This window comes from Agrobacterium albertimagni AOL15 (assembly GCF_000300855.1).
In the GTDB taxonomy this organism is placed as follows: domain Bacteria; phylum Pseudomonadota; class Alphaproteobacteria; order Rhizobiales; family Rhizobiaceae; genus Allorhizobium; species Allorhizobium albertimagni.
Genome location: NZ_ALJF01000013.1, coordinates 430,198 through 443,976 on the forward strand (window position 1 = coordinate 430,198; position 13,779 = coordinate 443,976).

General features: G+C 61.4%; 10 protein-coding genes and 1 riboswitch. Of the genes, 9 read left to right on the plus strand and 1 reads right to left on the minus strand.

All coding sequences use genetic code 11. From position 1 onward, the window contains the following. Positions 1 to 241 precede the first annotated feature (241 nt). The 6 genes from QWE_RS17765 to QWE_RS17790 all read left to right on the plus strand — a co-directional run bounded on the left by QWE_RS17765 (position 242) and on the right by QWE_RS17790 (position 9,426). Complete coding sequence (locus QWE_RS17765; RefSeq protein WP_006727555.1) at positions 242 to 877, plus strand: ATP-dependent Clp protease proteolytic subunit; 636 nt, start codon at positions 242 to 244, stop codon at positions 875 to 877. 286 nt (positions 878 to 1,163) lie between these two features. After that, positions 1,164 to 2,441 carry an ATP-dependent Clp protease ATP-binding subunit ClpX gene (clpX, locus tag QWE_RS17770; protein WP_006727556.1) on the plus strand — a complete coding sequence of 426 codons (1,278 nt, stop codon included), beginning with the start codon at positions 1,164 to 1,166 and terminating at the stop codon, positions 2,439 to 2,441. A 460-nt stretch (positions 2,442 to 2,901) separates the two neighbouring features. After that, the gene (gene lon, locus QWE_RS17775) at positions 2,902 to 5,319 is read left to right on the plus strand and encodes an endopeptidase La (protein WP_006727557.1); all 2,418 of its coding nucleotides are present in this window, start codon (positions 2,902 to 2,904) and stop codon (positions 5,317 to 5,319) included. 206 nt (positions 5,320 to 5,525) lie between these two features. Continuing rightward, on the plus strand, positions 5,526 to 5,801 hold the full coding sequence (gene hupB / locus QWE_RS17780) for a DNA-binding protein HupB (protein ID WP_006727558.1): 276 nt from the start codon (positions 5,526 to 5,528) through the stop codon (positions 5,799 to 5,801). A gap of 140 nt (positions 5,802 to 5,941) precedes the next feature. Then, positions 5,942 to 6,094, plus strand: a riboswitch (FMN riboswitch). Between the two features lie 133 nt (positions 6,095 to 6,227). Further along, positions 6,228 to 7,130, plus strand: a complete 903-nt coding sequence (locus QWE_RS17785; RefSeq protein WP_006727559.1) for a DMT family transporter — start codon at positions 6,228 to 6,230, stop codon at positions 7,128 to 7,130. 97 nt (positions 7,131 to 7,227) lie between these two features. Further along, positions 7,228 to 9,426 carry an esterase-like activity of phytase family protein gene (locus QWE_RS17790; protein ID WP_006727560.1) on the plus strand — a complete coding sequence of 733 codons (2,199 nt, stop codon included), beginning with the start codon at positions 7,228 to 7,230 and terminating at the stop codon, positions 9,424 to 9,426. An 81-nt stretch (positions 9,427 to 9,507) separates the two neighbouring features. Here QWE_RS17790 and QWE_RS17795 read toward each other — a convergent pair whose 3' ends face one another. After that, positions 9,508 to 10,494, minus strand: coding sequence for an aldo/keto reductase (locus tag QWE_RS17795; RefSeq protein ID WP_006727561.1), 987 nt, complete (start codon positions 10,492 to 10,494; stop codon positions 9,508 to 9,510). A gap of 141 nt (positions 10,495 to 10,635) precedes the next feature. On the opposite strand from QWE_RS17795, the gene QWE_RS24820 reads away from it, so the two are divergent. The 3 genes from QWE_RS24820 (at position 10,636) to QWE_RS17805 (ending at position 13,659) form a co-directional block, all read left to right on the plus strand. After that, complete coding sequence (locus QWE_RS24820; protein ID WP_006727562.1) at positions 10,636 to 10,800, plus strand: DUF2256 domain-containing protein; 165 nt, start codon at positions 10,636 to 10,638, stop codon at positions 10,798 to 10,800. A gap of 32 nt (positions 10,801 to 10,832) precedes the next feature. Next, the gene (locus tag QWE_RS17800; RefSeq protein WP_006727563.1) at positions 10,833 to 12,152 is read left to right on the plus strand and encodes an MFS transporter; all 1,320 of its coding nucleotides are present in this window, start codon (positions 10,833 to 10,835) and stop codon (positions 12,150 to 12,152) included. Between the two features lie 130 nt (positions 12,153 to 12,282). Beyond that, positions 12,283 to 13,659, plus strand: coding sequence for a UDP-glucose dehydrogenase family protein (locus QWE_RS17805; protein ID WP_006727564.1), 1,377 nt, complete (start codon positions 12,283 to 12,285; stop codon positions 13,657 to 13,659). The last annotated feature ends 120 nt before the right edge of the window (positions 13,660 to 13,779 follow it).

Consider the following 13,779-nt stretch of genomic DNA (forward strand, 5'->3'; position numbering starts at 1 on the left):
AGACTTACCGAAATTTCACCATGTTAGCTATTTCTTGTGCATCGATGCGACATGGTCGGTCTCCAGCGGGACGTCGTCTTCCGGAAACGCAGGTTCTCCAGCGCGGAGCGCGTCTCGACCATTAAGGATATCCCGTCCTCGTGTCTTGAATGTCGGGGTGCGGACACTCTATGTAGGGATTGACAAAGATTACGTGATTCCCGCCACGGCATGTGCCGGGGAGAGGCTGAAAAGGACCGACATGAGAAATCCCGTTGATACCGCTCTCGCTCTGGTGCCGATGGTCGTCGAACAGACCAATCGTGGCGAGCGCTCCTACGACATCTTCTCGCGCCTGCTGAAGGAACGGATCATCTTCCTGACGGGCCCGGTCGAAGACACGATGGCGTCGCTCGTCTGCGCCCAGCTTCTCTTCCTCGAGGCCGAGAACCCGAAGAAGGAAATCGCCATCTACATCAATTCTCCGGGTGGCGTCGTCACTTCGGGCATGGCGATCTACGACACGATGCAGTTCATCCGTCCGGCCGTGTCGACGCTCTGCATCGGTCAGGCCGCTTCGATGGGCTCGCTGCTTCTCGCTGCCGGCGAAAAGGGCATGCGCTTCGCAACGCCGAACTCGCGGATCATGGTTCACCAGCCTTCCGGCGGCTTCCAGGGCCAGGCCTCGGACATCGAGCGCCATGCTCGTGACATCATTAAGATGAAGCGTCGCCTGAACGAGGTCTATGTCAAGCATACGGGCCGCACCTATGACGAAGTGGAAAACACGCTCGATCGCGACCACTTCATGGAATCGAGCGAAGCCAAGGAATGGGGTCTGATCGATCGCATCCTGACCTCGCGCGCCGAAATGGAAGGCGTGGCATCGTCGGCCTGACCCTCGTTGCGCATGCCGGTATCGGGTCGATGCCGGCAGACGTGATGGCAACCGGGGTTTAAAGTCGGCGCAAAAGCGCTAATAGTAGGATTAAGGCTATGTTGAATCTTTGTGACATAGTCTGCCGAGACTGAGAGTTTTCGTTGCCGCCGCTCCGACAGGGTCGGGTCGGCTAGTAGCTCCGGATCGGAAGAGGTTTCCACCAAAGGCGGCGGTGGAAGCCGGACAGTGTGAGTGACCGCCCTGCCGTGACTGCGGTGGCGCGGCGTGCTGGAAGGATAAAGACATGAGCAAAGTCAGCGGAAGCAACGGCGGTGACTCCAAGAATACCCTTTATTGTTCCTTCTGCGGCAAGAGCCAGCACGAGGTCCGCAAGCTGATTGCCGGACCGACGGTGTTCATCTGCGATGAATGCGTCGAACTCTGCATGGACATCATCCGCGAAGAGAACAAGTCTTCGATGGTCAAGTCCCGCGACGGTGTTCCCACACCGCAGGACATCATCAAGATCCTCGACGAATACGTGATTGGTCAGAAGCAGGCGAAGAAGATCCTGTCGGTGGCCGTGCACAACCACTACAAGCGCCTGTCGCACGCCTCCAAGGGCGGCGATGTTGAGCTGGCGAAGTCGAATATCATGCTCGTCGGCCCGACCGGTTGCGGCAAGACCTATCTTGCCCAGACGCTCGCCCGCATCATCGACGTTCCCTTCACCATGGCGGACGCCACGACCCTGACCGAAGCCGGTTATGTCGGTGAAGACGTCGAAAACATCATCCTGAAGCTGCTCCAGGCTGCCGACTACAACGTCGAGCGCGCCCAGCGCGGCATCGTCTACATCGACGAAGTCGACAAGATCTCCCGCAAGTCGGACAATCCTTCGATCACCCGCGACGTGTCGGGCGAAGGCGTCCAGCAGGCTCTGCTGAAGATCATGGAAGGCACGGTCGCTTCGGTTCCGCCGCAGGGTGGCCGCAAGCATCCGCAGCAGGAATTCCTGCAGGTCGACACGACGAACATCCTGTTCATCTGCGGCGGCGCCTTTGCCGGCCTCGACAAGATCATCTCGGCCCGTGGCGAGAAGACCTCGATCGGTTTCGGCGCGACGGTCAAGGCGGAAGACGATCGCCGCGTTGGCGAAGTCCTGCGTGAGCTGGAGCCGGAAGATCTGGTCAAGTTCGGCCTCATCCCGGAATTCATCGGTCGTCTGCCGGTCCTGGCGACGCTCGAGGATCTCGATGAGGATGCCCTGATCCAGATCCTGTCCGAGCCGAAGAACGCGCTCGTCAAGCAGTACCAGCGCCTGTTCGAGATGGAAGATGTCGAACTGACCTTCCACGAGGACGCGCTTCGCGAGATCGCCCGCAAGGCAATCACCCGCAAGACAGGTGCTCGTGGTCTGCGCTCGATCATGGAAAAGATCCTGCTCGACACGATGTTCGAACTGCCGGAACTGGAAGGCGTCCGCGAAGTCGTCATCTCCGACGACGTCGTCAACGGCAATTCCCGGCCGCTCTACATTTATGCCGATCGCCAGGAAGAGAAGGCCAACGCCTCCGCCTGACCGGCTCGGATCGATTGCTGCGAAGAGCCCGCCCTTGTGGCGGGCTTTTCCGTTTCAGGCGATCTTTTTTGGTGCTGCCTGTGGTTATCTCCGGAGCCCTTGTCCATTTACCGTATTCAGCTGTTGTCAGGCCCGTCGATTGGGCTAGAACAGAGGCGAGTGAACGCTCGAGTGCTGCGTCGCCGTTACCGCGTATCCGCGTCCCCCGATCATCCATGCGACGACCGGCTGCCCCTCGGGCGACGAAGTGACGCGCATGGTTCGCATCAGGTCCGCAATCTACTGTCAAAGCGGGCAGGGTGTGTCATGCTGATGTCACAGATTCGGTGCGGGCACAGGCGGCAGGCTTGAATTGGCGGGAGCGCCACTCCACTTGTTGGAGGATCGAAAAATATGCCTGATGCCTCTTTTGGGTCGGCATGGAGTCCCGGTTTCCCCGGGACGTTTGAAAGGAAGTGAAATGACGAATACGTCAGCTGCAAACGAGGTAAACACCTATCCGGTGCTTCCTCTGCGCGACATCGTGGTGTTTCCTCACATGATCGTTCCGCTGTTCGTCGGTCGTGAGAAGTCCATTCGCGCTCTGGAAGAGGTGATGGGTTCCGACAAGCAGATCATGCTGGCCACGCAGATCAATGCGAGTGATGACGATCCGGCCCCGGATGCCATCTACGAAGTCGGCACCGTCGCCAATGTCCTCCAGCTCCTGAAGCTGCCCGACGGCACCGTGAAGGTGCTGATCGAAGGCCGTGCGCGCGCCAAGGTCGAAAGCTATACCGGCCGCGAAGACTACTACGAAGCCAAGGCCAGCATTCTGGCCGAGCCGGCGGAAGATGCCGTCGAGATCGAGGCTCTGTCGCGCTCCGTGGTTTCCGAGTTTGAAAACTACGTCAAGCTGAACAAGAAGATCTCGCCCGAGGTTGTCGGCGCCGCAAGCCAGATCGAGGATTACTCGAAGCTGGCAGATACGGTCGCGTCGCACCTCTCCATCAAGATCACCGAAAAGCAGGAAATGCTGGAAACGGTGAGCGTGAAGACGCGCCTCGAAAAGGCGCTCGGCTTCATGGAAGGCGAGATTTCGGTTCTCCAGGTCGAGAAGCGTATCCGTTCGCGCGTCAAACGCCAGATGGAGAAGACCCAGCGCGAGTATTATCTTAACGAACAGATGAAGGCGATCCAGAAGGAACTCGGCGACGGCGAAGACGGCCGTGACGAGATGGCCGAACTGGAAGAGCGCATCGCCAAGACCAAGCTTTCCAAGGAAGCCAAGGAAAAGGCCGATGCGGAGCTGAAGAAGCTGCGCCACATGAGCCCGATGTCGGCAGAAGCCACCGTCGTGCGCAACTATCTCGACTGGCTGCTCGGTCTGCCCTGGGGCAAGAAGTCCAAGGTCAAGATCGACCTGAACGCGGCGGAGAAGGTTCTCGACGAGGATCATTTCGGCCTCGACAAGGTCAAGGAGCGCATCGTCGAATATCTCGCCGTCCAGGCACGCGCGACGAAGCTGAAAGGCCCGATCCTCTGCCTCGTCGGCCCTCCGGGCGTCGGCAAGACTTCGCTTGCCAAGTCGATCGCAAAGGCGACCGGCCGCGAATACGTGCGCATGGCACTCGGTGGTGTGCGTGACGAAGCGGAAATCCGCGGTCACCGCCGCACCTATATCGGCTCCATGCCTGGCAAGATCGTCCAGTCGATGAAGAAGGCCAAGAAGTCCAACCCGCTCTTCCTGCTCGACGAGATCGACAAGATGGGCATGGATTTCCGCGGCGATCCGTCTTCGGCTCTGCTTGAGGTGCTCGATCCCGAACAGAACTCGACCTTCATGGACCACTATCTCGAAGTGGAATATGATCTGTCGAACGTCATGTTCGTGACGACCGCCAACACGCTGAACATCCCGGGTCCGCTGATGGACCGCATGGAGATCATCCGGATCGCCGGCTATACCGAGGATGAGAAGCTTGAAATCGCCAAGCGGCACCTGCTGCCGAAGGCGATCAAGGAACATGCCCTGCGTCCGGAGGAGTTCTCCGTGGCAGACTCGGCGATCCTGGCGATCATTCAGCAGTATACCCGCGAAGCCGGTGTGCGCTCCTTTGAACGCGAACTGATGAAGCTCGCCCGCAAGGCCGTGACCGAAATCATCAAGGGCAAGGTGACCTCGGTCGCCGTGACCGGTGAGAACATCAACGAATACCTGGGCGTCCCGCGCTTCCGCCACGGCGAAGCCGAGGGCGAGGACCAGGTCGGCGTTGTCACGGGATTGGCCTGGACGGAAGTCGGTGGCGAACTGCTGACCATCGAAGGCGTGATGATGCCCGGCAAGGGCCGCATGACCGTCACGGGCAACCTGAAGGAAGTGATGAAGGAATCGATTTCGGCCGCGGCGTCCTACGTCCGCAGCAGAGCCGTCGATTTCGGCGTCGAGCCGCCGCGCTTCGACAAGTCCGACATCCACGTCCACGTTCCCGAGGGCGCTACCCCGAAGGACGGTCCGTCTGCCGGTATCGCCATGGCAACCGCCATCGTCTCCATCATGACCGGCATTCCGGTCTCGAAGGATATCGCGATGACGGGCGAAGTGACCCTGCGTGGTCGCGTCCTGCCGATCGGTGGCCTGAAGGAAAAGCTGCTCGCAGCACTTCGCGGCGGCATCAAGAAGGTGCTCATTCCGGAAGAGAACGCCAAGGATCTGGCCGACATTCCGGACAACGTGAAGAACAACATGGAGATCGTTCCGGTGTCCCGCATGGGCGAGGTCATCAGACATGCTCTGGTGCGCGTGCCGGAGCCGATCGAGTGGGATGGAACCGTTGAAACGCCGGCCATCGGCGTCGTCGATGGGGCCGATGAAACCGGTGCAACCATCGCTCACTGAGGCAATTCTGCCATAAGTGAGCCACAAAGCTCCAAAACCGACAAAAAGGCTGGCATTTTTGCCAGCCTTTTTTGTGAAAAGCCGCTTAAAAGGCTTGTTTTCCGGGGCTTTCGGGTGCTTTTGAGTTGCGAAGGGCAGAAGCTTTCGTATTCTCCGCCCGACTTAATCTTTTGAGTCGTTTCATACCAATCAGAAAGGGTGGAAACATGAACAAGAACGAACTCGTATCCGCGGTCGCCGAGAAGGCTGGCCTCACCAAGGCTGACGCTGCCTCTGCCGTTGATGCCGTTTTTGAAACGGTCCAGGCTGAACTGAAGAACGGCGGCGACATTCGTCTCGCTGGCTTCGGCGCCTTCACCGTCGCCCGTCGCGAAGCCTCCAAGGGCCGCAACCCGTCCACCGGCGCTGAAGTCGATATCCCGGCTCGCAACGTACCGAAGTTCACGGCCGGCAAGGGCCTGAAGGACGCTGTCAACAGCTGATCCGTCGTGACCGTCGCCACCCTTCGGTGCCGATGGTCAGCTGACACCCTGGTTAGCCCGGCCTCTGTGCCGGGCTTTCTTTTTGTCCATCTTGCGCTGCAGCAAAACCTGTCATATTTCTGTTGTGCCGGATGTCCGGCATTCGTTCTCAGGGCGGGGTGAAACTCCCCACCGGCGGTAAGGAGGAAACTCCAAGCCCGCGAGCGCCTGGTCTTCCGAAGGGGAGGGCAGGGTCAGCAGATCCGGTGTAACTCCGGAGCCGACGGTTAAAGTCCGGATGAAAGAGAATGAGGTCAGGCTGCGCTTCTGTCCGTTTGACGCGGATCGGGCGGCGCGGCTGCGCGGTGCCGTCTCCGTCCTGGAGCGGCTTTTCGTCGTCCTCATCTGTCCTGATTTGTGTTGGTCCTTTGGACAAGGAAACATGACATGAATCAGAGCTCCGTTTCAGTTCTGCGCTCCCGGGCCGTTGTCGGTGCCGGTTTTATGGTCTTGGCAGGTATTGCCTTTGCCATCCTCAATGTCGTCACCCAATGGCTTGCCATGACGCTCGGCTTCCCGCCGGCATCGACCGCCTTCTGGCAATATGGCTTTGCCCTCATCCTCTCGCTGCCGCTGCTCTTCCGTCTTGGCCTCCGCGCCATGAAGACCGCCTATCCGGTCCGCCACATCCTGCGCGTCCTGCTCGCCGCCTTCGGCGTTCAGGCCTGGATCACCGGATTGGCCACCGTTCCGATCTGGCAGGCGATCGCGCTCGTCATGACCTCGCCCTTCTTCATCATCATCGGCGCGCGCCTCTTCCTCGGTGAAACCGTCGGCCGTGATCGCTGGTTCGCAACGCTCACCGGCTTCGTCGGCGCGATGATCATCCTGCAGCCCTGGTCGGACAGCTTCACGCTCGCGGCCCTTTTGCCGGTGCTCTCAGCGCTGCTCTGGGGTGGCTCGTCGCTGATCATGAAGAACCTCACCCACTATGAGGCGCCGGAGACGGTAACCGTTTGGCTCCTCGTGCTGCTGACGCCGATCAATGCCGGTCTCGCGGTTGCCGGCGGCTTCATTGTTCCGGAGGGGCTGGCCCTGTGGCTGCTGCTCGCAGCCGGGCTTCTGACGGCCATCGGCCAGTATCTGCTGACGCTCGCCTACAATGCGGCGGATGCCGCCTATGTGCAGCCCTTCGACGACCTCAAACTGCCGCTCAACGTCTTTGCCGGCTGGCTCGTCTTCGGCTACGCGCCGAGCGGTTATCTCTGGCTTGGTGCTCTTCTCATCCTCGGCGCATCGCTCTTCCTGATGCTGCGAGAAGCAGGCAAGGAAACAACAGTGGCATCCTGATCGCTTGAATGGGGAAGAGTTCGGAAACTGTCATCCGACTGTCACCGGACTGCCTCAGAACCCTCTTGTTCCATTTCAGGATACTGGAGGTTTCCCGATGACCCATGGTCTCTCCCGCGTCGCCCTCACGGCGGCGCTCTTTGCATCCGTGGCCCTGCCGGCCACGGCCGAACAGGTTTTCAATCGCATCGCCACTTTCCCGGTCGCCACCAACCTTCCGGCCGACAAGGATAAGCTTTCCACTACCTCTGCCGAAATCATCACGGCCTCGGAAGACGGCAACACGCTGATCTATTCCGACAGCCCGCTCGGTGGCATCGGTTTCATTGACATCACCGACGCCAAGGCGCCGAAAGCTGCAGGCGCCCTGATGATGGACGGCGAGCCCACCTCGGTTGCGGTTGCCGGCGCCAAGGTTCTCGTCGGCGTCAACACGTCGGAAAGCTTCACCAGCCCGTCGGGCAAGCTCGCCGTCGTCGACATCGCCACCAAGGCCATCGAGGCGACCTGCGACATCGGCGGTCAGCCTGACTCCGTTGCCGTGGCCAAGGACAACTCCTTCGTCGCAATCGCCATCGAGAACGAGCGTGACGAGGACGTCAACGATGGCGCCCTGCCGCAGATGCCGGCCGGCGATCTCGTCATCCTGTCCCTGAACAACGGCGTTGCGGATTGCGGTTCGATCAAGCGCGTGGCCCTGACCGGTCTGGCAGAGATCGCGCCCGAAGATCCGGAGCCTGAATTCGTTGCGATCAACAGCCTCGGCGAGATCGCCGTCACGCTGCAGGAAAACAACCACATCGCCATCGTCGACGGCAAGACCGGCGAAGTGAAGAGCCACTTCTCCGCCGGCACGGTCGACCTCACCGGCATCGACACCAAGTCGGACGGGGCGCTCAAGTTCACCGGTACCAAGGAAGGCGTGCTGCGCGAGCCTGACGCCGTCAAGTGGCTGGACGACAACCGTCTCGTCATCGCCAATGAAGGCGACTGGAACGGCGGTTCTCGTGGCTTCACCATCTTCGACAAGACCGGCAAGGTGGCTTACGAATCGGGTGCTTCGCTCGAGCAGGCCATCGCCCAGATCGGTCATTTCCCCGACAAGCGTGCCCGCTCAAAGGGCGTCGAGCCGGAAGGCCTGGAAGCCGCGACCTTTGGCGACCAGGACTACTTCTTCGTGCTCGCCGAGCGCGCCTCGGTGGTTGGCGTCTACAAGGACACCGGTGCCGAGCCTGAACTGACGCAGCTTCTGCCGTCTGGCGTGTCACCGGAAGGCGCAGTTGCCATTCCCTCGCGCAACCTTCTGGCCACCGCCAACGAGGTAGATCTGGGCGAAGACGGCGGCCCCCGCTCGCATGTCATGCTCTACGAACTGGCTGAAGGCACGCCGGCCTATCCGATGATCCAGTCGGCAATGGTCGATGGGGCACCGATCGGTTGGGGCGCGCTTTCCGGTCTCGTCGGCGATGCCGAAAAGGCTGGCACCCTCTATGCCGTCAACGACAGCTTCTACGCCATGCAGCCGACGATCTTCACGATCGACGCAACGCAGAAGCCGGCCGTCATCACCACGGCCCTGCCGATCACCCGTGGCGGCGCTGCAGCTCAGAAGCTCGACCTGGAAGGTATCACGCTGGACGGCAAGGGCGGCTTCTGGGTCGCCTCCGAAGGCGATCCGGCCAAGCTCGTCGGCCATGGCCTCTACAATGTCGATGCCAAGGGCGAGATCAAGGCTGAAGTCGGCTTCCCCGTGGAACTCCTCGCCGGCCAGACCCGCTTCGGTCTCGAAGGCATCACCAGTGTCGGCACCGGTGACGACATGACGCTCTGGATGGCTGTGCAGCGCGAATGGGGCGATGACGAAAAGGGCTCGGTCAAGCTCCTCTCCTACAACCCGAAGTCCAAGGAATGGGGTGCCGTTCGTTATCCGCTCGAAAAGGCGGATGCCGGCTGGGTCGGTCTTTCCGAAATCACCGCCCATGGCGACCATGTCTACATCGTCGAGCGCGACAACCAGGTCGGTGACAATGCCAAGCTGAAGAAGCTCTACCGCGTTGCCATCGCCGATCTGAAGCCCGCCAAGCTCGGCGAAGAACTTCCGACTGTCGTCAAGGAAGAAGTCCATGACTTCATCCCGGACCTGAAGGCCGCCACAAACGGCTACGTCGTCGACAAGCTCGAAGGCTTCGCCTTCGACGCCTCGGGCAAGGCCTTCGCCGTCACCGACAACGACGGCGTGGATGACTCATCTGGCGAGACCCTGTTCTGGGAAGTCAACCTGCAGGGCACCAACTGATCGAAAGATCAGGGCAGCCGAAACAGAAGAGGCCGGATGAGCGATCACCCGGCCTCTTTTTCATATCGTCACTGGTGCGGATTACCAGCGATGATGCACATGCGGCGCGATCAGCCGCTCGTAAACCTCGCGCGATGCCGCCATGACGTCCGCCGACAGCGCCGCGAGATCAGACGCCGCAGCGTTTGCCTTGGCCTGCTCGCCATTGCGGGCACCGGGAATGACGACCGTGACCGCCTCATGCATCAGGATCCAGCGCAGTGCGAATTGCGCCATGGAGGCACCTGCCGGCACCAGCTTGCGAACTTCCTCGACGGCTGCGAGACCCGTCTCGAAAGGCACGCCGGCAAAGGTCTCGCCCACGTCGAAGGCCTCGCCATTGCGGTTGAAGTTGCGGTGGTCTTCGGCAGCAAACTGGGTGCTCGCGGTGATCTTGCCCGAAAGCAGGCCGCTTGCCAGCGGCACGCGCGCGATGACCGCGACGTTACGGCGCTTGGCTTCCTGGAAGAAGAGGGCAGCCGGGCGCTGGCGGAACATATTGAAGATGATCTGGACCGAGACGACGCCCGGATACTCGATCGCCTTCAGCGCTTCCTCAACCTTTTCGACCGACACGCCGTAATGCTTGATCTTGCCGGCCTTGCGGATCTCCGCAAGCCCCTCGAACATCTCCTGACGATAGTAGACCTCAGTTGGCGGGCAATGCAGCTGCACGAGATCGAGGCTGTCGATCTCGAGGTTCTTCAAGGAACGGTCGATGAAAGCTTCGATGTTGGCCTTGGTGTAACCATCGGCCACATGCGGGTTGAGCCTCCGACCGGCCTTGGACGCCACCATCGGCCGCGCGCCGCCGCGCGCCTTCAGAACCTCGGCGATGATCTTTTCCGAACGACCGTCGCCATAGACGTCCGCCGTATCGATGAAGGTCATGCCGGCATCAAGGGCTGCATTGAGCGCCGCCCGGCCGTCGGCCTCCGATACTTCGCCCCAGGATCCGCCGATCTGCCAGGCGCCAAAGCCGATATCGCTGACGGTGAATTCCGTCCGGCCGAATTTATGTTCTCGCATCGTCATGTCTCTCCCGTGATTGCGGTTTCGAGCTAGCAAGTGGGGCAGGGGGTGGCAAGCTTCAACTGCCTCGCCGCCTCGAAGTGATCCACGGTCACCGCCCATGCGAAGTGGGAGGTGAAATCAGCCAAGAGCCCCCGCATGCCGAAGATGATCCGCAAGGGCGATCTGCCTCAAAAGACCTGCCCCGTCTGCCGCAAACCCTTTGCCTGGCGCAAGAAGTGGGAGCGGGACTGGGACAATGTCATCTACTGTTCGGAGCGCTGCCGTCGCACGGGCAAAACCGCTAACGCCGACAAGCCGTAGACCTTTTCAGAGAGTTAAGTGATCGGATCCCCATGACAGACCAGGCCCCGTCGTCGAAGCGCCTTGCATTCTACGCGCTTCCCGCAATCCCGATGGCCGCCGTCGCGCTGCCCTTCTACATCGTGGTGCCGACTTTCTACGCCGATCACTTCGCCCTGTCGCTTGCGACCATCGGCACGCTTCTGCTGGCCATCCGGCTGATCGACGCGATCACCGATCCTCTGTTCGGCTGGCTGTCCGACCGCGTTCGCTCCCGCTATGGCCGCCGCCGCTTCTTCTTCGTCATCTCCACGCCGCTGACGGCGCTCGCCGCCTTCATGCTCTTCTGGCCACCGGAAGATGCCGGTGTCGGCTATCTCGCCTTCTGGGGCGTGGCGCTCTCGATCGGCGCCACCTGGTCGCTTCTGCCCTATACCGCCTGGGGTGCGGAGCTCGCGACCGGTTATCAGGCGCGGGTCAAGCTGTCGGCCTGGCGCGAGGGCGCCACCCTGATCGGCTCGCTGATCGCGATCACCCTGCCATTCGTCGGCGGCTTGGACACGGCAGCCGGTTTTCACGGCCTTGCCTGGGTTGCCGTCTTCATTGCCGTCGCGCTACCGCTCGCGGGCTTGCTGGCGGTGGCCGTGGTGCCGGAACCGGTCGATCTCTCGCAACGCAAGCTCTCTCTGCGGGAAGGCTTCCGCCATCTGCGCGCCAACGGTCCCTTCCTGCGACTGGTCAGCGCCTTCCTCTTGAACAGCTTCGCGAATGCGATCCCCGCCTCGCTCTTCATCTATTTCGTCGGCCAGCGTCTCGATGCGCCCGCCATGCAGGGGCCGCTGCTCTTCACCTATTTCCTCTGCGCCATCGCCGGCGTTCCGCTGGCGGTTGCCACCGCCAAGCGCCTCGGCAAGCATCGCGCCTGGTGCTACGCGATGATGCTCGCCTGTGCCGTCTTCTCGGTAGCCGGCTTTCTGCGGGAGGGCGATGTGCTCGCCTTCACCGTCGTCTGTGTCGTCACCGGCCTGCTGCTCGGCTTCGATCTCACCCTTCCGCCCGCGATCCAGGCCGACGTGATCGACAACGACACGGTTTCATCCGGTGAGCAGCGCTCCGGCCTTTACTTCGCCGCCTGGAGCTTCACGACAAAGCTTGCAGTGGCACTCTCTGCAGGCGTTGTCTTCCCGCTCCTCGATCTCGCCGGCTTCATCGGCAGTCAGACGGCCAGCCAGTCCCCGGAGGCGCTGACCGCACTTTCTGCCCTCTACGCCTTCCTGCCGATCCTCCCCAAGCTCGCAGCCATCGCGCTCATGTGGAACTTCTCCCTCGACGAGGCGGCCCATCAGAAATTGCGCGCAAGCCTCGGCGCCTGAAGAAAGACGATCCGCTATCCGACCACCCGTCGCTGCGACCTGGCGAGAGGCTGTCATCCAGTCGTCGTCTCTTTCGGTCAAATGTGACGGCGTGAAGTTCAAGCGCGATTCTCTTCGGGAAGGGTCACGGATGCGCATTGTGATGATCGGTTCGGGATATGTGGGTCTTGTCTCCGGGGCTTGCCTCGCGGCGCTGGGTCATGACGTGGTCTGCGTCGACAAGAGCCGCGACAAGATCGAGGCGCTGCAGGCGGGGAAGGTTCCGATCTACGAGCCCGGCCTTGAAATGGTTATCGCCGACAATTGTGCGGCTGGTCGCCTGAGCTTCTCCGGCGATCTCGTGGGGCCCGTGGCGGCCGCGGATGCCGTCTTCATCGCGGTCGGCACGCCGTCGCGTCTGGTCGATGGTCACGCCGACCTCAGCCACGTCTATGCCGCCGCCCGCGAGATTGCTGCCGCTGCCACCGGTTTCACCGTCGTGGTCACCAAGTCCACCGTGCCCGTCGGCACGGGCGACGAGATCGAACGCATCTTCCGGGAGGAATTCCCGCAAAAGGACATCGCCGTCGTCTCCAATCCCGAATTCCTGCGGGAAGGTGCGGCCATTTCCGATTTCCGCCGCCCGGACCGAATCGTGGTGGGCTCCGATGACGAACGCTCCACCGAGCTCATGCGCGACATCTATGAGGCCCTCGATCTCAAGGAGATGCCGCTCTATTTCTGCGAGCGCCGCACAGCCGAACTGATAAAATATGCTTCGAACGCCTTCCTCGCGATGAAGATCACCTTCATCAACGAAATGGCCGATCTCTGCGAGGAACTCGGTGCCGACGTGCAGAAGGTCGCCAAGGGCATGGGCATGGATCGCCGTATCGGCGACAAGTTCCTACAGGCCGGTCCGGGGTTCGGTGGCTCCTGCTTCCCGAAGGATACGCTGGCGCTGGTAAAGACGGCCCAGGATTACGATCGGCCCTTGAAACTGATCGAGACCACGGTCGCGATCAACGAAAACCGCAAGCGGGCCATGGGCCGCCGGGTCATTGCCGCCTGTGACGGCAGCGTGCGCGGCAAGCGAATCGGTGTCCTCGGCCTGACCTTCAAGCCCAATACCGACGACATGCGCGAGGCGCCCTCGATCGCTATCATCAGAACCCTGCTCGATGGCGGCGCGGATGTGCATGTCTACGATCCCGCAGGCATGGAGGCGGCAAGGGCGGTTCTCGGCGCGGTCAAATACCGGCGCAACGCCTACGAGGTCGCCGAAGGTGCTGATGCCATCGTCCTCGTGACCGAATGGGATCAGTTCAAGTCACTCGATCTGCCGCGCCTGAAAGATCTGATGAAATCGCCGGTCGTGGTCGATCTGCGCAATGTCTTCGACGAAGACGAGATGATCGGCCACGGCTTCCAACTCGTGCCGCTCGGCAAGCGTCCCCGCTCGGCCTATCCGGCGCGCACCCTTTTCCATGCCGTTCCGCCCGAACTGGCCTGGAACCCGCTGCTTTGAGGCGACGAGACACCGACGGGCCAGCTCGCCTGACCACTGACCGACCTTCGAGGTTTTCCGGCCGGACTTGACTTTGCCCGCCGTTCGTCGCTGTGCTGGCCTGCAACCGAGGCAGCATAC

Excerpts from the sequence above, each read along its gene's own strand:
- QWE_RS17765 (WP_006727555.1), top strand. The coding sequence starts at position 242 with ATGAGAAATCCCGTTGATACCGCTCTCGCTCTGGTGCCGATGGTCGTC.
- clpX (WP_006727556.1), top strand. The coding sequence starts at position 1,164 with ATGAGCAAAGTCAGCGGAAGCAACGGCGGTGACTCCAAGAATACCCTT.
- lon (WP_006727557.1), top strand. The coding sequence starts at position 2,902 with ATGACGAATACGTCAGCTGCAAACGAGGTAAACACCTATCCGGTGCTT.
- hupB (WP_006727558.1), top strand. The coding sequence starts at position 5,526 with ATGAACAAGAACGAACTCGTATCCGCGGTCGCCGAGAAGGCTGGCCTC.
- QWE_RS17785 (WP_006727559.1), top strand. The coding sequence starts at position 6,228 with ATGAATCAGAGCTCCGTTTCAGTTCTGCGCTCCCGGGCCGTTGTCGGT.
- QWE_RS17790 (WP_006727560.1), top strand. The coding sequence starts at position 7,228 with ATGACCCATGGTCTCTCCCGCGTCGCCCTCACGGCGGCGCTCTTTGCA.
- QWE_RS17795 (WP_006727561.1), bottom strand. The coding sequence starts at position 10,494 with ATGCGAGAACATAAATTCGGCCGGACGGAATTCACCGTCAGCGATATC.
- QWE_RS24820 (WP_006727562.1), top strand. The coding sequence starts at position 10,636 with ATGCCGAAGATGATCCGCAAGGGCGATCTGCCTCAAAAGACCTGCCCC.
- QWE_RS17800 (WP_006727563.1), top strand. The coding sequence starts at position 10,833 with ATGACAGACCAGGCCCCGTCGTCGAAGCGCCTTGCATTCTACGCGCTT.
- QWE_RS17805 (WP_006727564.1), top strand. The coding sequence starts at position 12,283 with ATGCGCATTGTGATGATCGGTTCGGGATATGTGGGTCTTGTCTCCGGG.